Source organism: Actinacidiphila epipremni (assembly GCF_012034175.1).
GTDB classification, from domain to species: Bacteria; Actinomycetota; Actinomycetes; order Streptomycetales; family Streptomycetaceae; genus Actinacidiphila; species Actinacidiphila epipremni.
The window spans coordinates 113,558-137,914 of the sequence record NZ_JAATEJ010000009.1 but is presented as its reverse complement, the minus strand read 5'-3'; the positions used below and the strand labels follow the sequence as shown (position 1 = coordinate 137,914).

Genomic DNA, 24,357 nt, shown 5'->3' with positions numbered 1-24,357 from the left:
TCGCCGGGAAGCCGACGAGCCGAGCCGGAGGGTGATGTGGAGCTCTTTCCCGCGCTGGCGCTGGAGGACTGGCGCGAGACCAAGGAGACGCTGCACCGCTTCGTGCAGGTCGTCGGCAAGATCCGGCTCGCCGCGAGCCCGCGCCGCAACCACTGGTGGAACGTCCCCTTCCACCTGACCGGCCAGGGCATCACGACCCGCCCCATGGGCCCGGTCAACGGCGGCGACGCCTTCTGCGTCGACTTCGACTTCGTCGCCCACCAGCTCGTCGTGCGCACCCTCGCCGGCCGCGCGGTGTCCTTCCCGCTCACCGGCCGCTCCGTCGCCGACTTCTACCGCGACACCCTCACCGCGCTCGCCGCCCTCGGCATCGACGCCGCGCCGCAGCACCCGTACCCGTACGACCTGCCCGACGCGCGCCGGCCCTTCGCCGAGGACCACGAGCACCGGACGTACGACCCGGCGGCGGTCGGGTGCTACTGGCGGGTGCTGAGCCAGGTCAACCTCCTCCTGGAGGCGTACGCCGCCGGTTACGCCGGGAAGACCAGCCCGGTCCACCACTTCTGGCACACCTTCGACATCGCCGTCACCCGCTTCTCCGAGCGCGAGGTCCCGCAGCCCCCCACGGCCGACCCCGTCACCCGGGAGGCGTACTCCCGCGAGGTGATCAGCGCCGGCTTCTGGTTCGGCGACGACACCGTCCCCGCCCCCGCCTTCTACGCCTACGCCGCCCCCGAGCCGCCGGGCCTGGCCGCCCGCCCGCTGCGCCCGCAGACCGCCACCTGGTCGCAGGCCCGCGGCAGCCACATCGCCCTGCTGATGTACGACGACGCCCGCGCCACCGCCGACCCCTGGGCGACCGTCCTGGACTTCTACGACAGCGCCTACCACGCCGGCGCCGAACTCACCGGCTGGGACCACCGCGGCGAATGCCGCGAATGCCCCGGCGGCGTCACCGACCCGGAACTGGCCGCCGCGGCCGGCGGCTGACGGGAGGGCCGACACGAAAAAGGCCCCGCCCGCGCCCATGACGGGCGCAGGCGGGGCCGGGCGGCGCTCAGGCCGCCGGAGCCGGCCGGCTCAGTTGGTGAAGTAGCCGAACACGTCGGCGATCACCGCGGTGGAACCGTAGTTGACGTGGAAGTCGACCTTGCCGTCGATCACCGGCACGGTGACCAGGTTGGCGACGGTCGCGTTCTTCGTCCAGTTGAGGCTGGACGCGCTCGGCCGGGCGCGCCCGTCGGGCCACACCGTCAGCACACTGGTGTTGGTGCCGTTGGTGACGGTCACGTTGAGCACGACCGCCGTGGCGTTCGCGAGCACGTTGCCGTCGTTGAGGTTGAGCGCCAGGTCGGCGGCCGAGGTCAGCGGTGCGGCCTTCGGCGCGCCGATCCCGTACCGGGTGTCGAGCAGCCGGCTGGGACCTGCCGAGTGGAACGACGCACCGGTCGCGTCGGCCGAGTAGTAGCCGGAGACGTCCGCCACGAAGTGCGACGTGCTGCCGAAGTTGTACAGGTCGATCTTGCCGTCGGCGCCGATCGGCACCACGACCTGGTTCGGCCGGGTCTCGCCCTTGACCCAGTTGAGGTTGGACGAGGTCGGCTGGGGCGTGCCGTCCGGGTAGGCGGTCAGGTGGCCGGACGCGGTGGGCGCGGTGACCGTGACGTTCAGCACGACCGCGCTGGCACCGGTGGCCGGCACCCCGCCGGCGCCGGCGATCTGCACCGGCAGCGTCCCGTACGCCTGGACCGGCGTCGTGGTGGGCACCCCGATGTGCGCGCGGGTGTCCAGGATGCGGTTCGGGCCCACCGGGTGGTAGGTGTCACCGGCCGTCGACGTCGAGTAGTAGCCGAAGACGTCGGCGACGAAGTGCACCGTGCCGCCGCTGGCGTTGTACAGCTTGACCTTGCCGTCCGCGCCGACCGGCAGCGTAACCAGGTTCGGGACGGTCTGCCCGGCCACCCAGTTGAGGTTGGAGGAGACCGGCATCGTCGAGCCGTCGGGGTACGCGATCAGGTGGCCCGCGGTGGTCGGGGCGACCGCCGTGGTGTTGAGCACGACCGAGGTGACGGTGGTGCCGGCCGGCGGGTTGACGCCGCCGACGCCGGTGACCTGGACGGTGACCGCGCTGTTGGCCTTGACCGGCGTCGTGGTGGACACCCCGATGTGCGCGCGGGTGTCCAGGATGCGGGCCGGGTTCACCGAGGTGAAGGTGCCCGCCGCGGACGACGGCACCGCCTTGCACAGCGCCGGGATGATGCTGCGGGCCTTCGGGGTGCCGAGGCCTGTGGTGAGGTCGTAGCCGGTGCCGGCGTTGTAACCGGGCGTCGGGCCGTTGGAGTTGGGCACCTCGTTGTCGCCGGTGGTGATGTCGCGGAAGGCCGTCGAGGGCAGCTGGTAGAGCGCCGGGTGCGTCCAGCCCACCGAGCCGTCGGCCGCGCAGGTCAGGTCCTGGTCGGCCTGCGCGATCAGCGCCGCCCACGTCGGGGAGGCGCCGGAGGTGCCGCCGAAGATGGTCCAGTCCTGGGCGCCGTCCGACTCCTGGCCGTACGCGAGCAGATAGCCGGTCTCCGGGTCGGCGAGCGCCGCCACGTCCGGCACCTGCCGGCACTTCTCGCCGGCGGGCGCGGCGCACAGGTTCTGGTAGCCGGGGCCGTTGGCGGCGGCCTGGAAGCCGCTCGCCGCGTCCGTCGTGACGTAGGTGGACACGCCGCCGCCGGTGGCGCGCACGGAGGGGTAGTTGTTCCAGGTGCTCTGGTACGAGCCGCCCGAGCCGGTCATCGTGGTGCCGCCGACGCCCAGCACGTACGGCTGGCTCGCCGGGTCGTCCACGGCCTGCGAGCCGCTGCTGGTCGTGCCGTCGGCGATGCAGTCGGACGAGCCGAAGTCGCCGGAGGCGGCCGTGACGGTCTGGCCCTGCGCCGCGGCCTGCTGGAAGATCACGTTCTCCGCGGCCATGAACGACGGCGGGGTGTCCTGCTCGCAGCCGCCCCAGCTGGTGGACAGCACGCGGGCCCGGTTGTCCGTCACCATCTTCTGGTAGACGTCCAGGATGTTCTGGTACGTGACGTTGCCGGGGTTGCCGTGCGCGTCCGTGATGTCGGGGCCCTGGTAGACGACGAGCGACGCCTGCGGGACGAGCCCGATGAGGTCCTCGATGTCCAGCGCCGACTCGGCGCCGATGCCCAGGTCCGCGTTCGCCGGGACCTTCGCGCCGCCGTCCACCTTCACCGTGCTGACGGCCACATGCGTGCCGTAGCAGGACTGGTAGGCGGCGATGTCCTTGGCGCTGAAGCTCTCCAGCTCGAAGATGCCCACGGTCACGCCGCTGCCGACGTTCGGCTGGTCGGCCATGCCGTACGCGCCGGCGAGCGAGCGGGGGCTCCAGTACTGCTGGGTGTCGTTCCAGCCGATGGAGGCGACGCCGTTCTTGATCCCGCTGCACAGCGCGGGCGTGGTGCCGTTGATATGCGGCGCGACGGCCGTACCGGCGGCCTGCGGGGCGGCGGCGAACGACTTCTTCGTGACCGCCGAGAGGTGCGAGTGCACCGCGGCGGTGGTGGTCAGGCCGGTCACCGCGGTGATGGCGCCGGCCACGTCGCCGCGGACCTCGGGCGCCTCGGTGTTGCTGATGCCCGCGCGGCCCTGCGGGTCGCGGAAGCCCGTGAAGCCGGTGTCGAACGCCTTGCCCGCGGCCCCGACCGTGGTGTGCACCGGCAGCGTCAGCCCGTCGGAGCCGAGCGCGCCCGCGGTCAGGCCCTTGGCCTTGAGCGCGGCGCGCACCTTGGCGACGGTGGCGTCGGTGGCACCGAAGGCCGAGCGGAACTGCCCGGTCTTCAGGTACTGGTGGTAGAGCGGCGAGCCGGGCGTCGAGACGTCGGCGATGAACTTCGTGAGCGCCGCCGGGTCGCGCGGCGAGAGCACCACGCTCAGGTCGAGCGCGGTGCCGGCGGCGGGCGCCGCGGTGCGCACGGCACCGTGCGGCAGCACCGGCGCGCCGCCGATGCGCTGCGGCGCCGGCGTCGTGGCGGTGTCGGCCATGGCCTGCGGGGCGATCGCGGCGACCATCGCCAGCGCGGTGGCGGCGACCACGCCGCCGGGCAGCGCGCGGCGCCGCCGGGACGGCGCGGATGCCGCCGGCCCCTCGGCACGCGACGCTGTGTCGCGGGCGGATATGCCCATGCACGTCTCCTTCATGAACGGACAGCCCGGCCCCGCGCACGGAAAGCCGTCCGCGAGGACTCGGGTACGAAAGGGCTGGCCGTGTGCACACGGCGGCACGGCACAGGCAACCGGCTCCCCGCTCGTCCCTGGACGGCGGCGGCGTGCGTGAATCCCCCCTGGATTCCCCCCTGCGGCGCCGCCCGGGGACCGGAGCACTCATGCTCCGCTCACCGTTCGACTACCGACGGTGTTCTGTGTATCAGCCAGGTCTGACAACGGCCCGGGGAGGGGGGCCGGATATTACCTTTTCTTTAGACGGGGGCCGCCCGGTCGCGGCTGCCGGGTCGCCCGCCGTTCATCCGCCCGACACGGCGCGCGGCGTGATCTACAGTGCTGGAGGCGTCACACACACCGCACACCTACCGAACGGAGAAGGATCCGCCGCCATGTCTGCCGAGACGTTCGAGTTCCAGGTGGAAGCGCGCCAGCTTCTGCAGATGATGATCCACTCGATCTACTCCAACAAGGACGTCTTCCTACGGGAGTTGCTCTCCAACGCCTCCGACGCGCTGGACAAACTGCGCCTTGAGGCGCTGCGCGACGACTCCCTCGGCGCCGACACCTCCGACCTGCACATCGCCATCGAGGCCGACCGCGAGGCCCGTACGCTCACCGTGCGCGACAACGGCATCGGCATGTCGCGCGACGAGGTCGTCCACCTCATCGGCACCATCGCCAAGTCGGGCACCGCCGCCTTCCTGGAGGAGATGCAGCGGGCCGGCGACACCGCGGCCGGCGAGAAGCTCATCGGGCAGTTCGGCGTCGGCTTCTACTCCAGCTTCATGGTCGCCGACGAGGTCACGCTGCTGACCCGGCGGGCCGGTGAGCCGCACGGGACGCGCTGGTCGTCCAGCGGCGAGGGCACGTACACCGTCGAGACGGTCGACGACGCGCCGCAGGGCACCTCGATCGAGCTCAAGCTCAAGCCGGCCGACGCCGAGGACCAGCTGCACGACTACACGCAGAGCTGGAAGATCCGCGAAATCGTCAAGCGCTACTCGGACTTCATCACCTGGCCGATCCGCATGGCCGAGCCGAAGCCGGCGGGGGGCGCGGACGGCGCGGACGGCGGGGACGGCGAGGAGGGCGCGGGCAGTGGCGAGCCGCAGACGCTCAACTCGATGAAGGCGCTGTGGGCCCGGCCGCGCGACGAGGTCGGCGACGCCGAATACCACGAGCTGTACAAGCACATCAGCCACGACTGGGTCGACCCGCTGGAGACCATCCGGCTCCAGGCGGAGGGCACCTTCGAATACCAGGCGCTGCTGTTCATCCCCTCGCACGCCCCGCAGGACCTGTTCATGCAGGGCTACAAGCGCGGCGTCCAGCTGTACGTCAAGCGCGTGTTCATCATGGACGACTGCGAGGAGCTGATGCCGTCCTATCTGCGCTTCGTCAAGGGCGTCGTCGACGCGCAGGACCTCTCGCTCAACGTCTCGCGGGAAATCCTCCAGCAGGACCGGCAGATCCAGCTCATGCACCGCCGGCTCGCCAAGAAGGTGCTCTCCACGGTCAAGGAGATGATGACCGCCGCACCCGACCGGTACGCCACCTTCTGGCGGGAGTTCGGCCGGGTGCTCAAGGAGGGCCTGCTCGGCGACCCGGAGAACCGCGACGCCATCCTCGCCGCGTCCACCTTCGCCACCACCCACGACAAGGACCGGCCGACGACGCTGGCCGACTACGTCGCGCGGATGAAGGAGGGCCAGGAGCACATCTACTACCTGACCGGCGAGTCCCGGCAGGCGGTGGAGAACTCCCCGCACATGGAGGCCTTCCGCGCCAAGGGCATCGAGGTGCTGCTGCTGACCGACCCGGTCGACGAGGTGTGGGTCGACGTCGTCCCCGGCTTCGACGGCAAGCAGCTGCGGTCGGTCGCCAAGGGCGAGGTGGACCTGGCCGGCAGCGGCGAGGACGCCGAACAGGCGGCGGGGGAGCGGGAGAAGCAGCAGGAGGAGTACGCGGGCCTGCTCGGCTGGATGACCGAGCACCTGGGCGACACCGTCAAGGAGGTACGGCTCTCCTCCCGGCTGACGGTGTCGGCCGCGTGCATCGTCTCGGACGCCGACGCGATCACGCCCGCGCTGGAGAACATCTACCGCGCCATGGGCCAGGAGGTCCCGCAGGTCAAGCGGATCCTGGAGGTCAACCCCAAGCACCCGCTGATCGCCGGCCTCAACTCCGCGCACGCCGCCCGGCCCGACGACCCGGCGCTCGGCGAGACCGCCGAACTGGTCCACGCGATGGCCCTGTTGGCGGAGGGCGGCGAACTGCCGGACCCGGCGCGGTTCGTGTCCCTGGTCGCCGACCGCGTGGAGCGCACGCTGCACGCGTGAGCCGTGACGCCGCCGGGGCCGCCGGCGCGGGATGATGCTCGGTATGAGCGCGCCCGACGACACCAGCGGCTCCGGCGGCGGCCTCGCCCACCGCCGGGTCCCGATGACCGGCCGGGACCCGGCGGAGCACGGCCGGGTCTCGTCCCCCCTCGAACTGCTCTTCGACCTCACCTTCGTCGTCGCCGTCGGCACCGCCGCCTCGCAGTTCGCCGAGCTGATCGCCCACGGCTCGTACGGCAGGGCGGTCGTGGCGTTCCTGCTGGCGATGTTCGCGATCGTCGTGGCGTGGATCAGCTTCAGCTGGTTCGCCTCCGCCTTCGGCACCGACGACTGGCTCTACCGCGTCCTGACGATGCTCCAGATGATCGGCGTCGTCGTCCTCGCCCTCGGCCTGCCCGCGATGTTCCACTCCGTGGCCGAGGGCCACCACCTCGAACTGCGGGCGATGGTCATCGGCTACGTCGTGATGCGGGTGGCGATGGTGGCCCAGTGGTGGCGCGCGGCCCGCGAGTCGCCGCCCTTCCACGACGTCGGCATGGCCAGCATCCGCTGGACGGTGACCGCGCAGGTCGGCTGGGTCGTGATCGCCTTCGTACGGCTCCCGGACGCGGCCGTCTTCACCGCCTTCTGCGTGCTCGGCGCCTTCGAGTTGCTGCTGCCCGTGCTGGGCCAGGGCGGCGCGGGCGGCACGCCGTGGCATCCGCACCATGTGGCCGAGCGCTACAGCCTCTTCGCGATCATCACGCTGGGGGAGGGCGTCGTCGGGACCGTCGCGTCGTCCGGCGAACTGCTCGGCGGCGCGGACGGCACGCACTGGACGTGGGACGCGGTGGCCGTCGTCATCGCCGGCGTCGGCCTGACCTTCGGCATGTGGTGGGTGTACTTCGCGGTGCCCTTCGGCGACATCCTCGTCCACCGCCGCGCCCGCGGCTACCTCTTCGGCTACGGCCACATCCCCGTCTACCTCGGCATCGCCGGCGCCGGCGCGGGCCTGCACGTCGCGGGCCTCAGCCTGGAGGAAGAGGCCCATATCGGTACGACCGCGGTCGTCCTCGCCCTGGTCCTCCCGGTGGGCCTGTTCCTCCTGACGGTGTACCTCCTGCACACCCTGCTGCTCTCCGCCCGCGACCCCTTCCACCTGCTGCTGATCCTCCTCACCCTCCTCGTCCTCGTCCTCGCCGCGGGCCTCGCGGCAGCCGGCGCGTCCATCCCCACCTGCCTCCTCGTCCTGACCCTCGCGCCTTTCGTGACGGTGATCGGCTTCGAGACGGTGGGCCACCGGCACCAGCGGCGCATGCTGGCGGAGCTGAAGTCCCACTGAGGGTTGCCGGGGGCTACGGGGGGGGGCGGCTGAAGGCCCGGCGTCGCCGCCGGACCCGGCGAGTCCCGCCGGCCCCCGGTCCCGCGGCCTACGGGTTCCGCCGGCCGCCGGTGGCGCGGGCGTGCTGTTCGCGGGCGACAGCGAGCAGCACCGCGCGCAGCTGCTCCCGGGTCCGGCCGCGAGTCTTCACGGCATGGCAGTTGGGGCACAGCGCGACCATCTGGCTCGGGTGGTCCCGCCCGCCGAGGGCCAGGTCCTCGACGTGGTCGACGTCGAGTATCGGCCGGCCGGCGGCCGTGACGTCGGCGGGCTGCCCCGTGCAGCCGGGGTTCTCGCACCTGCCGTCGCTGCGCAACAGGACGGCCCTGCGGGCGCTGCCCAGGCGCAGGGGGTCGTGCGAGACGGAGGTGCCGCGCCGCCCCCGGCCCTCCGCCTCGCGCCGCTCGACGAGCCGGCAGAGCCGGTCGTACTGCGCCGCCCGCGCCACCTCGGCCAGCGCCGCCGCGTCGCCGTCCGCTTCCGGCTCCGCCTGCCGGGCGTCGTCCGGGGCTGCGTCGTCCGCGACCCCCTCGTCGTACAAACCGACCTCGCGCAGCAGCGGTGCCTCGTCCAGGCTCTCGAAATACCCGGCCAGCAGCGCGTCGACCACCGCGAGGCGCGTCCCGCCCGAGCGGCGCAGCAGGTCGTACGCCGGAGCGACGAGCCCGCCGTCCGGCGCGGAGTCGGCGAACCACTGCCGGAGCGCGGAGTCGCCGTGCGCGCTCGGGACCGTGCCCGCGTGACCGCGCAGCTCCCACAGCCCCGCGCGGTGCAGCGCGGCGACCGGGTAGTCGGGCCGGGCCCGCTCACCGTGCGCGCCGTGCCGCGACAGCAGGCCGCCGAGTACGTCCACCGTCTCCGCCCACGGCACCAGCCGCGGCTCGCCGCGCCGGGCCCGTCCGATCGCCCACAGCAGCGTGATCGGCTGGTGGAGCAGCGGCCGTCCCGAGGCCCGGTTGACCCGCAACCGCCTGATCCGGCCCAGCAGTTCGCCCTGGCCGACGTCCAACCCCTGCTCGTCGACGACCTCGAAGCCGAGCGCCCGGAGCACGGCGACGGCGTGGTCCGCGCCTCCGGAGAAGGCGTTCGGCGTCAACGGCTCCCGCCCGGGGAGGAACCCGTGGGCCACCCCCACGATCGCCTTCGAGTCGTAGAGCCGGCCGCCGTACCGGAGCACGTACCGCCGCGCGGGCCCGAATCCGTACTGCCGCAGGAACGCCTCGCGCCCGAGCGCGTCGCATTCGCCGATCGCCTTGAGGATTTCGGCTGCGCTGATGTCGGCCATCGCCATACCCGAACCCTAGGCGAGGCCACTGACACCGCTGCCTCTCGCGGGCGCGGGCTCAGGGGGCGGTGGTGGCGGTGGCGCCGTCGGTCGGGGTGAGGGACGGGGTCGGGGTCGGCGTCGGCGTCGGCGGGGGGGGGGTCGGGGGGGGGGGGGGGGGGTCGGGGGGGGGGGGGGGGGGGGGGGGGGGGGGCCGGGGGGTGGGGGGGGGGGGGGGGGGGGGGGTGGGGGGGGGCGGGGGGGGGGGGGGCTGGGGGGGGGGGGGGTGGGGGTGGGGGGGGGGGGGGGGGTGGAGGGGGCGGGGGGGGGGGGGGGGGGGGTGGGGGGAGGGGGGGGGGGGGGGTGGGGGGGGGGGGGGGGGGGGGGGGGGGGGGGGTGGTGCGCCGAGGTGTGGGGGTGTCGTGGCGCGGCGTGGTGGAGGGCGACGGCGTGGTGGGGCGCTGGGGGGTGTCGTGGTGGGAGGAGCCGGTCTTGCCGGTCAGGGCGTTGCCGATGGTCGTGCCGTGGCCGTGGCCGCTGATGTTCTCGCCGGCGAGGGCCTCGTACGCGGTGATCCCGCCCATCGTGAGGCCGAAGGCCAGCGCGACGGCGACCACCGGGCGCTTCCAGCCGCGCCGGCGGGCGCGGTACGCGGTGGGCTCGCCGTAGCCGGCGTGGGGCGCGCTCTCGCCGGCGGTCTCGCCGCCGGCCGTCTCGCCGGCGTCCTCGCGGAAGAGCGCCGCCCCGCCCGCGCCCCGCAGCGCAGCCGTACGGTTCACGTCCCGGAACGGCCCCGCAGGGTCCGCGGCCGGCGGCAGCACATCCGTACCGGCCGGGTCCGGGCCGGGCTCCGGTACGGCGGCCTCGTCCAGCCGCGTCCGGCCGGCGTGGTTCACGACCCGCAGCACGCCGGGGCGGGCCTGGACCGCGACCTCCTGGACGCGGCGCCCGGTGCGCCGGAAGACGTGCTGGAGGATCGTGCCCCCGCACGTACCGAGCACGCTCACGACACCCGCGCCGGCGATCGTCCCGTACACCCCGAGGTTCGAGGCGAGCTTCGCGGCGACGACCGCGGCGACCGCGCTCCCGGCGACCTGCGGCACGCTCAGCTCCAGCCTGCCCTCGCGCCTGGAGCTGCCGCCCTTCCCGCCCGGCTGCGTATCAGCGCCGCCGTGACCGTCACCGTGCACCTGGTACGGCGCCCGCGCGTCCGCCGAGCGCCGGTCACCGCCCCATGCCTCGCCCATGCCGGACCCTGCCACCTTTCGTTCCGCCTCCTGTGGGGAGACGGCCGGCCGGAGCCACAAGTTCCGTTTGTCTGCTTTTCGTGAGGTACGCCACGGCGCCGCCGCTCCCGGACTCCGCGTGCCCGCCCGATCGCCCGCGGTGACCGGCCCCGCATCCGCGCACGTCCGCACCTGCGCCGCGTACATGCGGCCCACGCACCCAAGGCGTGGTGGTGCGCGGGCGCGGTCGCGCCGACCATCGGTGGTGAGCACCGCAGAAACATCTGTGAGGAGCACGGCAATCGCCGCGTCGCGCCGGCGCGACACCGGCGCGCGCGAGGTCGCGTGATCCGCCGCCTTTCCGAGGGGCGCTCGCGCGACGTACTTCGGAACTCAGGCGATGGAGGATCGTATGCCGTCAAGAGATCGCATGGATGTGCCGGAACTCATCGGCCGGGCGAAGGAGAGGAAGGAACTCGACGAGGCGTTGCGGAGGGCCCGGCGGGGCGAGGGCCGGGCGGTCTTCGTCGTCGGGGAGGTCGGGATCGGCAAGTCGCGGCTCGTCCGGGAGGCCGCCGCGGCGGCCCGGGACGCCGGTATGCGGGTCCTGCTCGGCCGCGCCAGCCGCACGGGCCCGTCCAGCGCGATGCGCCCGCTCGCCGAGGCCCTGGCCAGCCTCTTCCGCGACGGCAACGGCCCCTCCCCGTCGCAACTGGGCCCGTACCGGGCGGCGTTGGGCGGGCTCGTGCTGGACTTCGGCCACGGCGGGGCGGGACCGGTCCCGGGCCCGGAGGCGTACCCCGGCCCGGAGGGCGCCATGGACGCCGGGCTCCGTACGAGCGCCGGGCTCCGTGCCGGCGCCGGATCAGGTACGGACGCCGGGCTCCGTACCGGCGCCGCAGCAGGTTCCGGCGCCCCGGACACGCCCCCGCGCACGAACGGCACCGAGCCGCCGCACGGCGCGGACACCGCCGGCCGGCCGGACGGGCGCGCCGCCCGCACCACCCCCGCCCCCGGCACGGCTCCCGGCGCCGGCACCGCCCTCAGCGCCGGCACCACCCTCGGCGCCGGCCCCGGCATGAGCACCGGCCTGCCCCTCGCCCCCTCGCCCCTGCTCCTCGCGGAGGCGGTCCTCCGGCTGACCGCAGCCGCCGGCGCCCGGCAGGGCTGCCTGCTCGTCCTGGAGGACCTGCACGACGCCGACGAGCAGACCCTCGCCGTCGTCGAGTACCTCGCCGACAACATCGCCGGCCAGGGCAGCCTGCTGCTCGCCACCATGCGCCACTACCCGGGCCCCGCCTGGGAGTTGGCGCACGCCCTGGCCCGCCGCGACAGCGCCGCCCTGCTGCGGCCCCAGCGCTTCACCCGCGCCGAGACCGCCCTGTTCGCCGGTTCGAGCCTGGGCGTGGGCCCGGCCGGCGTACCCGCGGAGGTGGTGGGCCGATTATGGCGCGACAGCGCCGGAAACCCGCTCGTCGCCGACGAGTTGCTGCACGCCATGACCGGCGCCGGCGTCCTCGTCGTCGAGCCCGGCGGCTGCCGCTTTGACCCCGGCCCGAGCCTGGAGATCCCCTTCGCCGTGGGGCACCGGATCACCCGGCACGTACGCCAACTCGGGCCCGAGATCGACCAGATGCTGCGCACCGCCGCGGTGATCGGCGAGCGCTTCCCGCTGTCGGTGCTGCAACGCGTGCTCGGCGTCAACCAGCGCAAGCTGCTCGACCGGTTGCGCGCGGCCCTGGCGGCCGAACTGCTGGAGGGACGCGGCCCGACCGCCGACTGGTACGGCTTCCGCGACCCCATCACCCGCACCGCGCAGCTCAGCCAGCTCGCCCCCGCGCACCGCACGGCCCTTGCCCGGCGGGCCGCCGACGCGGTGGCGCAGCTGCACCCCGGACTGCCCGACGCCTGGTGCGAGTTCGCCGCCGGACTACGGGCCGCCGCCGAGGAGCCGCTGAGCGCCGCCGCCCTGTACGGCAGGGCCGGCCGCCGGGCCCTGGGCGCCGGGCACGCCGGCGCCGCGGTGGACCTGCTGGAACGCGCCTGGACCCTGCTGGAGCGGGCCGGTACGCCCACCGGCACCGCCGCCGACCCCACGCTGCGCGCGGACCTGCTGGACGCGCTGCTCACCGCGCTCGCCGAGGCCGGCCGGGCCGGCCGCGGCCTGGAGTTCACCGACGTCCCGCAGACCTTCCACGGCGCGGAGGCCGGCCCCGGCCGGGTCGCCGGTCTGCACGTACGGCTCGCCCGGCTCGCGGCAGCCGCGGGGCGCCGCGCCGAGGGGCGCCGCCAGGTGCGGCTGGCGCAGATGGCGCTCGGACCCGGCGTCGCCGACCAGGACGCGGCGGCCGTGGACGCCGTCGCCGCCTGGGTGCTCGCGGACTCCGCCCGCGCGGCGGAGTCGCACGCCACCCGCGCCGTCGCCCGCGCGGGGCGTACGGCCCCGCCCGACATACGCTGCCGTGCGCTGACGGTACGCGGCGCGGTCGCGCTGCGCCGCGGCTCGGCCGAGGCGTCCTACTGGCTGGTCCGCGCCCGGACCGCGGCGCTCGCCCACCGCCTTCCCCAACGCCTGCTGGAGGCAACGTACTTGCTGGCCGAGGACGAGTGGCTGGCCGGCGGTGAGCGCAGCGCGCTGCTCGACGTCGGCCGCCAGGCCGACGGGCTCGGCGCGGCCTTCGTCGGCCATCTGGTGCGCAGCCGGCTCGCCTTGGACCACGCCCTGCGCGGCGAATACCCGGCCGCCGACCGCCTCGCCCGGGACGGGGCGGCGGAGGCGGAGCGGCTGGGGCTGGGAGAGAGCGGGTGCTATCTGCTCGCGGTACGGGCGGTGTGCGCGGGCCACCAGGGGCGGCGGGCCGAACTCGACCGGCTGAAAAAGGAGTTGCTTCGATGTCCGGGTGAATCCGCGCTCACCCGCTCCTTCGTGCTGGGCCTGGCGGAGGTGGTGTGCGCCCTGCTGGAGGAGGACCGCGACCGCGCCGCCGCCCTGATGACCGAGGCGGTCCGCCTCGACGCCGGCACGTCCGCGCCGCACGCGCTGGTGGGGCAGTACGGCCTGTTCCGGCTGCTCACCGCGCTCGACGACACCCCCGCCCACGATCCGCACCGCCACCCGGACGGCCACCCCGCCCGGGACTCCGCCCGGGACCTGGACCGCCACCCTGAGCGTGACCCTGACCGCGACCCTGACCGCGACCCTGACCGCGACCTGGACCGGGGCTCCGGCCGCGACTTCGCCCGCGACTCCGGCCGCCACCTCGACCGCGGCTCCGACCGCGACTCCGCCCCCGGCGCCTCGGCCGGCGCCCCCACCGCGCCCCCGGCCGGCGCGCGGACCGACCCCGCGGGCCGGCCGCTCCCGGCGACCGCCGGCGGGCGGGTACCGCCGCACCTGCGCACCGGGGCGTTCCGGCTGCGGTGGAACGCCTCCTTCGACACGCTCGCCCGCGCGGTCGCGTGGGGACGCCAGGGCCGCGGGGAACAGGCCGCGAGCGCCGTCGCCGAGGCCGGCCGGCTCGCGGAGCCGTATCCGCTCGCCCTCCACCTGGGACTCCGCCTGGTGGCCGAGGCGGCCCGCGCCGACCACTGGGGCGATCCGGTCAACTGGCTCCGCAGGGCCGAGGAGTTCTTCCGCCTCGGCGGGGTGCCGGCGCCGGCCGGTGCCTGCCGGACGATGCTGCGCGGCAGCGGCGTCGTCGTGCCGCACCGCCGCAACGTCGCCCACATCCCGCGCGCCCTGCGCGTACTCGGCGTCACGGAGCGGGAGTTCGAGGTGCTGCAACTGCTCACCGACCGCCCCGACAACCGCAGCATCGCGGCGCAGTTGTTCATCTCCCCCCGCACGGTGGAGAAGCACGTGGCCAGCCTCATCGCCAAGACCGGCCAGCCGGACCGCACGGCGCTGCGCGCGTACGTCGTCGAGGGCGGCGCGGCGGACTGACGGCCCGCCCGTACCGCCGGCGCCCCCCGGCGCGGATCCACGGCGCGGGTCCACGGGGCGTACGGCACCGGCGTGAGGCACCCCGCGGTCGTGTGCCCGGCGGGGTCCGTGCCCCTCACGCGCGGCCGGGACCCGCCGTCCCGTACTCCCCGTCCAGCAGGACCACCGGCGCCGCGTCCTCGGCCCGGCGCGACCAGTGCGGCGAGCCGAGGACGAGGACGTGGTCGGCGACGGTGACGGTCCGCACCACGCGGCACACCGCGGCGGCGACCGTACCGGTGAGCACGGGCACGCCGTGCACGAGCCGGTAGTCGACGCCGGCGAAGCGGTCGCCGACGGCGGCGAAGCGGCTCGCGAGCCACCGCTGCCGCCACGCCAGGACGTTGACGGCGAAGCTGCCGTGACGCAGCACGCCGGCAAGGGTGTTGCTGCTCGACGCGAGCGAGATCAGCAGCAGCGGCGGGTCGAGGGAGACGGAGGTGAGGGCGTTGACCGTGCAGCCGACCGGCTCGGCCGGGCTGCCGCCGGTCACGACCGCCGCCCCCGTGGCCCACCGCCGCATGAGCTGCCGCAACTCCTGCCCGCCCACCGCCCCGGGGACCTCCGCGGCCCCCGGGGCGAGTGCGGTCACTGCGCACCCGCCGTACCCATCAGGGCCGAGCGCGCCACCGCCCGCCGGTTCAGGAGCTCGTCCCGGTCGTCGTCGCCGGCGAGTTCGAGGGCCCGCGTGTAGTCCTCCACGGCCTCGGCCCAGCGCCCGGCGGCCTCGTGGACGTAGCCGCGGTTGTAGAGCAGGTCGCCGTTGTCCGGGTCGGCCTCCAGCGCGGCGGTCAGATCGGCGAGCGCGGCGCCGTGGTCGCCCGCCTCGTGCGCGAGGGCGGCCCGGCTGGCGAGCGCGGGCACGAGCCCGGGGTCGGCGCGCAGCGCCGCGTCGAAGTCCTGCCGGGCGGCGCCCATATCCCCGCGCTCCAGGGCGAGTTCGCCCCGCAGGTGCAGCAGCCGCGGGTCGCCCGGGTGCAGGACCAGGCCCTCCTCGACGTGCGGCTCGGCCGCCGCCGGGTCACCGCCCTCCATGAGCAGGCCCACCAGGTTGACGCGGGCGTCGAGTTGGTCGGGCTCCAGCTCCACCACGTAGCCGAAGTCCGCGAGCGCTCCCTCGACGTCGCCGGCCTCGGCCTTGATGTCCCCCCGGTTGTAGTGGAGTTCGTAGAACGGCGGCGACAGGCTGATCGCGGTGTCGCAGTCGGCCACCGCACCGGCCAGATCGCCCAGCCGCCGCCGGACGTCGGCGCGGTCGAAGTAGTAGTCGGCGTAGTTCGGGTCGAGCTCGATCACCTTGCTGAGATCGGCGAGCGCTTCCTCCAGCCGGCCCATCGCCAGGTAGACCTTGCCGCGGTTGTGCACGAGCACCGACCGGTGCAACCGGTGCTTCTCGCCCGGCAGTTCGCGGTCCAGGTAGGCGATGCCGTCGCTGACCAGGCGGAGCGCCCGCTCGATCCGCCCGGTGCGCATCTCGATGAGCGCGAGCCCGTTCTTCTGGAAGACCGAGTGGAAGGCCCGCTGTTCGGGGTCGGTCAGCAGCGAGGCGATGGCGATGGAGTTGTTGATGTACGCGCGCGCCAGGTGGTGGTCGCGCAACTCCGCCGGGTGGAAACGGGTGTAGAGCATGGCGAGCGCGTACCCGGTGGACAGCTGGAGCTCCGGGAGGTCGTAGCGGGCCCGCAGGTCGATGTAGGTGGGCTCGGCCTCCACGGTCTGCCCGAGCACCACCATCGCCGAACTCGCCCTGGTGCTCAGGTGCCAGAAGCGCTCCATCTGCGTCTCGGGGTCGGTCAGGTCCCGGCCGCGGGTGCCGAAGTCGATGACCGAGTGGTAGAAGCCCATGGCGCCGCAGTGCCGCGCCGCCTCGTAGAGCGCGTCCGCGCCCGCACCGGCCGGGTCGCTGCCCCGCTCCAGGTGGTAGGGGATCGCGCCCAGGCCCAGCGTCAGTTCGTCCCGGGCGAGCAGTTCGGCTGCGCGCCGGTCGTGCAGGGTGGCGCGCAGCGCCGGGTCGGCCTGCTCGTACGCGGCGGTCTCCGCCGGGTCCTGGGACGTACCGTCGGCGGCGACGAAGGCGTGCAGCAGCTCCTCCTGGGTGCGCCCGCCGGCGTCCGTACCCGCGGCGTCCGTACCGCCGGCGTCCGTACCCGCGGCGGGCGGCGTACGGCGGGCGTACCGGCCCAGCGCGGCGGCGAGTTCGTCGACGAGGCCCCCGCCACCACCGGTCGCGACCGTGACGCGTATCCGGTCGGGACGGGCCCGGCGCAGCAGGATGGCCAGGAACTCCTGGTCGGTGTAGTCGGCGTGCTCCACGCGCTCGAAGACCAGCCGCAGCGGCCCACCACCGGCCACCGCGGCGTATTCCGCGAGGAGTTCGACGGCTCCGTGCGCCAACCTGCGGGTGCGGTTGGCCGGATAGATCCGGGTCCGCTCCTCCGGGGCCGCCAGCGACGTCAGCGTCTCCGGCCCGACCCCGATGGCCGGCCGCAACTCCGGTGCGACGGACAGGATTTCGGTGACGTGCCGGTCGGTGATGCCGGGCTGCGCCTTGATGGCGAGCGGAACCACCTCGCGCAGCAGGCTGCCCAGCCCGGTGTAGGGGCCGCGCAGCCCGCGGTGGCAGTCCACGACGAAGGCGGCGCGGTCCGCGGACCCGGTCGCTCCGTTCGCCCCGGCTGCCCCGGCTGCCCCGGCCGACTCGGCGGGCTCGCGCTGCTGTTCGGCGGCCGGAGTCGTACCGGTCCGCCACTCGTGTGCGGTCATTGGGACTCCTCCACGGGTGATGCGGTGGTGGTGGTCAGGGGCGCGGTGCCGGCGGCGGCGCGCTTGCGCTTACGGCCCGCGTAGAGCGGCAGTACGACGATCTCCAGGCTCAGCAGCAGCAGCGAGCCGACCGAGTCCCAGAAGTGCGCGTCCCCCGTCCCCCCGCCGGCCAGCCCCGAGCCCACATGCCGGGCGAACTGCCAGATCAGCGGCGCGGTCCACAGCGAGACGGTCACCAGCATCGCGGTCACCCCGCCGACCGTGACCAGCGCGAACCACGGCGCCACCGCCCGGTCCCTGGGCGCCCAGTCCCCGGTGCGCCAGTCCGACGGCCCCACCCACGGCAGCCGCCGGAACCGCTCGCGCAGGTAGGCGCGGGTCGCGGCGTGCGGATCGGTGCAGCCGAGCGCGTTCGTGATCACGTAATACAGGTCGGTGCGCAGGAACACGTAGAACTGCCAGGCGAGCCGCAGCAGCACGGTGTACGCCACGGCCAGCGCGAGGCGCCCCGGCAGCGCGAGACCGCCGGGCAGGCCGGCGGCGGCGACGAGCACGAGGGCGGAGAAGAGCAGCAGATCGGCGAGCATGCCGGAGAGCATCGGCAGGTAGCGGCGCCGCGGCGGCACCCCGCGCAGCCCGTCCAGCTGGGTCTCCACCACGACGTAGTAGAAGCGCCGCCCGAGGCTCATCCGGGACGCGAGCCCCAGCCGGCGGGCGGCCAGCAGATGGAACCACTCGTGCCACAGCACGGCCGGCGACTGGAACAGCGCCACCCCGACCTGGACGGCGATCAGCGAGGAGGTGAAGAAGACGTTGTGGGCGTGCGGGCGCAGCTCGGCGTGCCGGACCATCTCCACGCCCGCGGCGGCGATCAGCGCCGCGTACAGCAGCCACAGGACGGGCGAGAACGCGATCCGCCCGAGCCGCTGCAGGCGGACCTTCGGCGGCTCGGCCGCCGCCTCCCCGGCCTCCCGCACGAACCCCAGCTCGCGCAGCGTGTCGAGGAAGTCCGCGACGTCCACCGGCTCCCCGAAGGTGCGCGCGTACCAGGCCGCCGCCTCGTCCGCCGTCGCCCCGTCCGCGAGCCGGCGCAGCAGGGCCACACCGTCCTCGGGCAGCAGCGCGTACGACTCGATGTCGGCGCGGCCGACGGTGATGCCGTCGCGCTCCTCGACGAAGGTCAGGGGGTGGAAGCGGACGCGGGCACTGGAGGCGGGGGGAACGGGGGAGGCGGGAGAGGCAGGGGAGGTGGGGGACGCGGGGGACATGGGCCTCCGTCCGTACGGGCTCGGGTCGGGGGGCGGGCGCCCCGGGGGCGGGCCGCCCCTGCGCCGGGTGCGCAGGGGCGGCCCCTGCGACTCAGCAGCAGTCGGTGCAGTACAGCGGGGCGGACGAGGTGAGCTTGATGGAGCCCGACTTGCGCACGGTGATCTTCTTCATGACCTTCACCTCCTCGCGCCGGCGGGTCGGCAGATGCCGGCTGACCGCAAAAGTGGCAGCCGGCGGGGGCGGGAGTCATGGGTGTTCCGCCCCCATACTCGGCCGCGCCCGCCGCGCCCCAACTGGGGCCGCGCCCCCATGTCGCCGGGCGCCGCCGGCTTGGCATCCTGCCCGCCATGAGAGATGACGCGCTTTCCGTCATCGTCAGCGGATCGAGCGCGGCGATGGCCACCACCGGATACCTCTCGTGGCTCCGCCAGGAGATCGACCTGCCGCTACGGGTGCTGCTCACGCACAGCGCCGAGCGGTTCGTACGGCGCGAGGCCGTCGCCTGGTACGCCGACGAGGTCTACGCGAGCGACGCGGCGGACCTCAACCCGACCGAATTCGCCCGCCGTTCCCTCGGCGTCGTCGTCCTGCCCGCCACCGCCCACACCCTCGCCGCGGCGGCCCTGGGCCTGGCCTCCACCCCCGCCCAGACCGCGATCCTGGCCTGCCCGCGGCCGGTCCTCTTCTTCCCGAGCATGAACCAGGTGATGTGGCGCAAGCCGCCCATCCGCCGCCACGTCGCCACCCTGCGCGAGGACGGCCACACCGTGGTCGAGCCCAGGGAGGGCCCGGTCTTCGAGCTGTGGCGGCGGGAGAACGCGATGGGCCTGAAACTGGCGCCACCGGACGAGGCGGCGGAGGTGATCGTGGGGTGGCTCGAAGCGATTCTGGGCGAGGAGGAGGCGCCCGGCGCGGGTGCGCCGGCGCCGGAGGACGCGCTGCTCGGCGGCGAGCTGGCGGAGGCCGGGGCACCCGGCACGGGGTCGCCGGGGGGACAGGGGCTTGCGTGACGGGGCGCCGGGCGCCGGGGGACGGGCCCGTGGACGGGCTGTCCGGCGTGGGCTCGCCGGAGGACGGGCCGTCCGTGCGGCCCGCCGCACCCGCACCTGACTCCGGACCCGGACCCGCGCCCGGACCCGGACCCGCGCCCGGACCCGGACCCGCGCCCGGACCCGGACCCGCGCCCGGACCCGGACCCGCGCCCGGACCCGGACCCGCGCCCGGACCCGGGCCCGGGCCCGGCGTGGAGTCCGCCCCCGGACCGGAGCGGTGCGCCTGCCGAACACGAACCCGTGGGCAGCCCTCAGCCGTGGTCGTAGACGGTCACGGCCACCCCCGCCGCGACGAGCCGCCCGGCGATCAGGGGCTCGACCCGCCCCCACTTCCCGCCGGCCAGCCCGCAGCCGATGCGCGGCATGTGGACGGACGCCCCCAGCTCCGCCGCCCGCGCGGCGACCGTGCCCAGGGCGGTGTCGATCGCGTCATAGCGCACGGGCACGCCCTTGCTGCCGGTACGTATGCCGCGCTGGCCGACCATGTTGGCGACCCACAACCGCTCACCCACCCGGACGACCTGCACGGCCCCCAGCCCGAAGTCGTTCCCCGCCCGCCCCCGATACCACCGGCGAAACGCCGCCTCCGGCTCGGGCCACCGCCGCGAGAGCGCAAGCACAAAGCCCTTGCCCCACCCGCCCCGGTCATTGCAGACGTGCGCGATCACCTTCGGGCCTTTGCCCAGCGGCGTCGTCGCGTCCCCACGTACGTACTCGATCTCCCCCATACCGCCACGTTAGCCCCACCCACTGACAACGACCTCCGAGTTTCCACGCACCCCGGGGCGCACGGGCCCGGCCCCGTACGTACGAGACCCGGGGCGTACGAGCGCCGGGGGCGAACGGCACCTGTGGGGCCGGGGCCGGCCTGGTTGTAGGGCGCGACGCATAGGGCGGCGGCCCAGCACGAGACCCGGGGCGTACGAGCGCCGGGAGCGTACGAGACCGGCGGCCCCGGACCCGGCCCGGTCGTACGGCGCCCGCGGGAGTGCGCAGCCCAGCCCGCGAGCACGGGCCCCCGGGACGTACGAGGCCCGCCACCTCGCCGACCGCGCCGCCCACCCAGCCGCCACGAGGCCAGGCGCGTACAAGGCCCGCTCGCCGTAACCCGCGCCGTGCGAAAACCCGTACGGCCCGCCCGCGCCCCGGCGACACAATGGCCCGCATGTCCACCGCACCCGGCACGGCACCCGGCGACTCCACGGCACCTGGCGCGCCATCCGGCGGCTCCTCCGCACCCGGCGACCCCACCGCACCCCGCACCGGCGCGGACCGTGCCGCCATCGTCGACGGCCTGCTCGCCGCGCTCGACCCGCTCGCGTACCCCGAGCGCATGCGCGCGCTCGCCGCGTGGACCCGGGCCCGGGCCGGTGCGCAACCGGCCGGGCAGGGCAGCGAAGCCCCCGAACTCGACGCGCTCCTCCCCGAGTTGGCATCGCGCGGCCTCCACGGCCGCCGCCTCGCCGCCGTCGCGGCGTCCGTGGCGCGCGACGCCCGCTACCTCGAAGCCCGCCTCGCCGACCCCGACCCCACCGTCCGCGCCCACGCGCTCAAGGCCGCGCTCCACCTCCCCATCAGCGACGCCGCCCTCGAACGGGCCATGGCCGACGACGCCCCCGAGGCCGTACGCCGCCAGGTCGCCGCGACGGTCGTGGCCGGCGGCCGTACCGCACTCGCCGAGCGGCTGATCGCGGTCGTGCGTGCGCAATGGGGCGACACGGAGGCCGCCCGCCTGCTCCCGGGGTGCGGCCCCGCCGTGGTGGAGCGGCTGCTGCCCGCGCTCTTCCCGGCCGTCGTACGCTGGCGGGCGCTCGCCCGCCGCCACCCCGACCTCGTCCTCGACGAGGTAGCGCGCCAACTCGCCGCCCTGCCCGAGCAGTCCAGGACCGCGTGGTGGCAGCGCAACGCCGACATCCTCGAAGCCACCGCCGAGTTGCGCCCCCCTCGCGTCCTCGACCTGCTGGAGCGGCACTGCCCGCCGCATCTTCCGGGCCCGGTGATCGACTGCCTCGGCCCCCTCCTGAGAGCGGCCCCTGGCCGGACGATCGCCCTGGTCACCGCCCCGGAACGGCTCTTCTACCGGCCCGCGTCCACCGTCTCCCGTACCGCGCTGGGCCGCCTCGCGCGCCTCGCCCCGCCCGAACTCCTCGACCTCGGCCGGGCCTGGAGCCGCCACCCGCACGCGCTCGCCCTGCTGCTGCGCGCGCTGCCGCCGTCCCGGCGCGAGGACTTCTACGACGCCGTGACCGCCGGCCTGGACCTCGCGCACACCGCGCTGGCCCCGGCGATCCTGGACGCCCTGCCGCGCCGCCGCGCGCAGGCGGAGGCCCGGCGGATGGCCGCGCAGGCGGCGGAGGCCGGAAAACCGTGGCATATGGTGCTGTCGAGCGTCGCCCACCTGCCGGTGGCCGAGGCGCGCGAGCGCCTCCTCGCGGCCGTCCGCCGCCCGGCCGCGGACGACAGGGCGCTCGCCTACCCGCTGCTGGTGCGCAACGCGGCCCGGTCCGGCGACCCGGCGGCGGTCGCCGTCCTGCTCGCCGACCTGCAACGGCTGCGCAATGAGCAGGACCCGGTACGTTCCGCGGCGCTCGCCGCCCTGGCAGAGGTCCCGCCCCGTCTCCTCGCCCCGCGGCCGGCCCCCGACGCGCCCACCACCCCGCAGACGTCCACGGCCCCCACCGCGCCCACCGACACAAGCCCCGCCCCCGCCCCCGCCCCCGTCCCCGCCCCCGCCCCCGCCCTGCTCCACCACCTCACCACCGACGCGATCGAGGCCCGCGACAGCTCCCCCCGCACCCGCGGCGCGTTGTCCACCCTCGCCCTGGCCACCCTGCGCGAGCACGCCGGCACCGGCGAACACGCCCTCCTCGACTGGGCGTTGACGACCCTCACCCGGCTGTCCGGCCACACCGGCGGCGCCGACCTCGGCTCCCTCGGCACCACCCTGCGCAAGGGGCAGGAGTTCCAGGTCTTCGAGGCGCTGCGCCCGTGGCTGGAGGCGGGCGCGGACAAGGTCGACCACTCCCTGACCTTCGCGCTGGCCCGCGCCCTGGGCCGGCGGGCCCGCCACATGCCCGAGCTCCAGGAACTCCTCTGGCAGGCCGTGCAGTTCGGCAACGACACCACGGTGCGGCAAGCCGTCGACCTCTGGCTCGACGCGCCCGCGACCCGCGACGAACGCGTCGCCCGCCTCCTGGAGTCGGAACCCTCCGCGGCCGTCCTCCATCCCGTCCTCCGCGTCCTGGCCCACCGCCGCACGGACCTCCTCGACCCGGTGCTCGCCGACCCGCCCCCGTACGGCCGCTTCCTCTCCCGGGGCACTCAAGGCACCCGCTGGATGCCGCCCCTGGACGGCGTACGCAACTGGCTCCCCCGCCAACAGCAGGCGGCAGCCCGCCTGTTGTCCCGAGCGGCAGCCGACCCCGCACGCCCCACCCACCAACGCGCCCAGCACATAAGGGCCATGGCCGCCATCCCGGAACTCGGCTTCGACGCGGTCCGCCGCCACCTCGACTCCCCGCACACCGTCCTGGCCGAGGCGGCACTCGGCGCCCTCGCGTGGACGGACCGCCCCGCCGACGCCCTCCCCCTCCTGCTCGCCCACGCGGCGGACGACCGCGCCCGGGTCGCCCTCTACGCGGCGGGCCGGGTGACCGCCCGCCTCGCGCCCTCCCACCTGGAGACGACCCTGCGCGCGGCACTGCTGCCCGCGGCGGACGGCGGACCCGCCCCGGCCGCCAAGGTCACCAGCCGCAAGGAACTGGTACGGCTGACCGCCGCCCGGCTCCCGGTAACGACCGCCGCCCAGATCCTCGCCGAGGCGTACGCCGTCCCCGGCCAGCACCGCGACGTGCAGGCGGCCTGCGTCCCCGTCGCCGCCGGCCTGCTGCCGGCCCCGGCGGCATGGAGCCTGCTCGAAAGCGCCGCGGACGGCCCGCCCGTGGTCCAGGCCGCACTCCTGCGCGTCACGCCGTACGACCTCCCGTCCGCCCAACGCCCGCGCTACGCCCGCCTGGTGGGCGCGGTGACGCAAAGCGCAGACAAGGAGACCGCCGACGCGGCGACATCCCTGCTCGCCCGCTGGTACCCCTGGTATCGGGAATCCGCCCCCCTGCTCCTGACCGCCACGACCGACCTCGCCAACCGCACGTCCTGGCGGGCAGCCGCCGACGGCCTCGTCGCCCTCGCGGCGACCACCGACGGCCCCCTCCTCCAAGCACTGGCCCAACTCACCGCCGCCGAAGCGGAATCCACCGCCCGCCACCTCGACGCCGAGGCCGACCGCGACCGCCCCGCCCGCCGCCGCGTCGACCACCTGGTGTCCCGGCTCTCCACCGCCGTCACGATGCGGCAGGGCGAGGCGTACCCGCACGCGGCCCGCGCCGCCGCCCAACTCCTCCGCGACGCCGAGGACTTCCTCCCCTCGGCGATCCACCTCACCACCACCGCCCTCGACCTGGACGCCCCCGCCTCCCGACTCCTCCCCGCCCTCGACGCCTTGGCGGCCGACCTCACCGATCTCCCCGCCCTGGCCGCCACCACCGCGGCCCGCCTGCGCAGCCGCCTGTCCACCGCCGCCCGACCAGGCGACCCCCACACCCTCCTCCTGGCCACCGACCGCCTCACCGCCACCCCCACCTACCCCGCCGCCCTCCTCGCCCTCGCCCTCACCGAAGCCCTCGGCACCCGCACCACCTGGCCCCCCGAATGGCGCACCCCCCTGCGCACCCTCCGCCGCCACCCCCACCCCGACATCCGCGCAGCCGCCCTCACCCTCGCAACAGCCCCCGAATAACCGGCCCTTGACCCGTCCCATCGGATCCCGAAGGCAGAAGACGCCGCGGCCGTGGCCGGATTTCGGCGACCTCGCCGCGGCCGGCA

At 75.2% G+C, this 24,357-nt stretch carries 14 protein-coding genes; 8 read left to right on the top strand and 6 right to left on the bottom strand.

Going from position 1 to position 24,357, the window contains the following annotated elements; genetic code table 11:
• Nucleotides 1-36 precede the first annotated feature (36 nt).
• A complete protein-coding gene (locus HCN08_RS14140; RefSeq protein WP_167983390.1) occupies nucleotides 37-990 on the top strand; it encodes a DUF5996 family protein in 954 nt (317 codons plus the stop codon).
• A gap of 90 nt (nucleotides 991-1,080) precedes the next feature.
• On the opposite strand, the gene HCN08_RS14135 is transcribed toward HCN08_RS14140, so the two are convergent.
• The gene (locus tag HCN08_RS14135; RefSeq protein ID WP_167983389.1) at nucleotides 1,081-4,182 is read right to left on the bottom strand and encodes a S53 family peptidase; all 3,102 of its coding nucleotides are present in this window, start codon (nucleotides 4,180-4,182) and stop codon (nucleotides 1,081-1,083) included.
• Nucleotides 4,183-4,610: 428 nt separating this feature from the next.
• Between HCN08_RS14135 and htpG the strand changes: the two genes are divergently transcribed.
• A complete protein-coding gene (gene htpG / locus HCN08_RS14130; protein ID WP_167983388.1) occupies nucleotides 4,611-6,560 on the top strand; it encodes a molecular chaperone HtpG in 1,950 nt (649 codons plus the stop codon).
• Nucleotides 6,561-6,603: 43 nt separating this feature from the next.
• Nucleotides 6,604-7,881: a low temperature requirement protein A gene (locus tag HCN08_RS14125; RefSeq protein ID WP_240970081.1), complete on the top strand. Its 1,278-nt coding sequence runs from the start codon at nucleotides 6,604-6,606 to the stop codon at nucleotides 7,879-7,881.
• 88 nt (nucleotides 7,882-7,969) lie between these two features.
• On the opposite strand, the gene HCN08_RS14120 is transcribed toward HCN08_RS14125, so the two are convergent.
• Complete coding sequence (locus HCN08_RS14120) at nucleotides 7,970-9,211, bottom strand: HNH endonuclease signature motif containing protein (RefSeq protein WP_167983387.1); 1,242 nt, start codon at nucleotides 9,209-9,211, stop codon at nucleotides 7,970-7,972.
• A gap of 390 nt (nucleotides 9,212-9,601) precedes the next feature.
• On the opposite strand from HCN08_RS14120, the gene HCN08_RS14105 reads away from it, so the two are divergent.
• From HCN08_RS14105 to HCN08_RS14095, 3 genes are all read left to right on the top strand, one after another.
• Complete coding sequence (locus tag HCN08_RS14105; protein ID WP_167983386.1) at nucleotides 9,602-9,853, top strand: hypothetical protein; 252 nt, start codon at nucleotides 9,602-9,604, stop codon at nucleotides 9,851-9,853.
• 309 nt (nucleotides 9,854-10,162) lie between these two features.
• Complete coding sequence (locus HCN08_RS14100; protein WP_167983385.1) at nucleotides 10,163-10,360, top strand: hypothetical protein; 198 nt, start codon at nucleotides 10,163-10,165, stop codon at nucleotides 10,358-10,360.
• 480 nt (nucleotides 10,361-10,840) lie between these two features.
• Nucleotides 10,841-14,353 carry a helix-turn-helix transcriptional regulator gene (locus tag HCN08_RS14095; protein ID WP_167983384.1) on the top strand — a complete coding sequence of 1,171 codons (3,513 nt, stop codon included), beginning with the start codon at nucleotides 10,841-10,843 and terminating at the stop codon, nucleotides 14,351-14,353.
• Nucleotides 14,354-14,468: 115 nt separating this feature from the next.
• Here HCN08_RS14095 and HCN08_RS14090 read toward each other — a convergent pair whose 3' ends face one another.
• The 3 genes from HCN08_RS14090 to HCN08_RS14080 are packed head-to-tail and all read right to left on the bottom strand — an operon-like array spanning nucleotide 14,469 to nucleotide 18,423.
• Entirely contained in the window at nucleotides 14,469-14,984 is a 516-nt protein-coding gene (locus HCN08_RS14090) for a flavin reductase family protein (protein ID WP_167983383.1), read from the bottom strand.
• On the bottom strand, nucleotides 14,981-17,155 hold the full coding sequence (locus HCN08_RS14085; RefSeq protein ID WP_167983382.1) for a tetratricopeptide repeat protein: 2,175 nt from the start codon (nucleotides 17,153-17,155) through the stop codon (nucleotides 14,981-14,983). The genes HCN08_RS14090 and HCN08_RS14085 overlap by 4 nt, the downstream gene beginning before the upstream one ends.
• Nucleotides 17,152-18,423 carry a PqqD family protein gene (locus HCN08_RS14080; RefSeq protein ID WP_167983381.1) on the bottom strand — a complete coding sequence of 424 codons (1,272 nt, stop codon included), beginning with the start codon at nucleotides 18,421-18,423 and terminating at the stop codon, nucleotides 17,152-17,154. Before HCN08_RS14080 ends, HCN08_RS14085 begins: the two co-directional genes overlap by 4 nt.
• A gap of 348 nt (nucleotides 18,424-18,771) precedes the next feature.
• Between HCN08_RS14080 and HCN08_RS14075 the strand changes: the two genes are divergently transcribed.
• Nucleotides 18,772-19,434 carry a flavoprotein gene (locus tag HCN08_RS14075; RefSeq protein WP_167983380.1) on the top strand — a complete coding sequence of 221 codons (663 nt, stop codon included), beginning with the start codon at nucleotides 18,772-18,774 and terminating at the stop codon, nucleotides 19,432-19,434.
• 293 nt (nucleotides 19,435-19,727) lie between these two features.
• Here the strand turns inward: HCN08_RS14075 and HCN08_RS14070 are convergent, their stop codons facing one another.
• A complete protein-coding gene (locus HCN08_RS14070) occupies nucleotides 19,728-20,204 on the bottom strand; it encodes a macro domain-containing protein (RefSeq protein WP_167983379.1) in 477 nt (158 codons plus the stop codon).
• A gap of 437 nt (nucleotides 20,205-20,641) precedes the next feature.
• On the opposite strand from HCN08_RS14070, the gene HCN08_RS36150 reads away from it, so the two are divergent.
• A complete protein-coding gene (locus tag HCN08_RS36150; protein ID WP_265738206.1) occupies nucleotides 20,642-24,271 on the top strand; it encodes a hypothetical protein in 3,630 nt (1,209 codons plus the stop codon).
• Nucleotides 24,272-24,357: the final 86 nt, after the last annotated feature.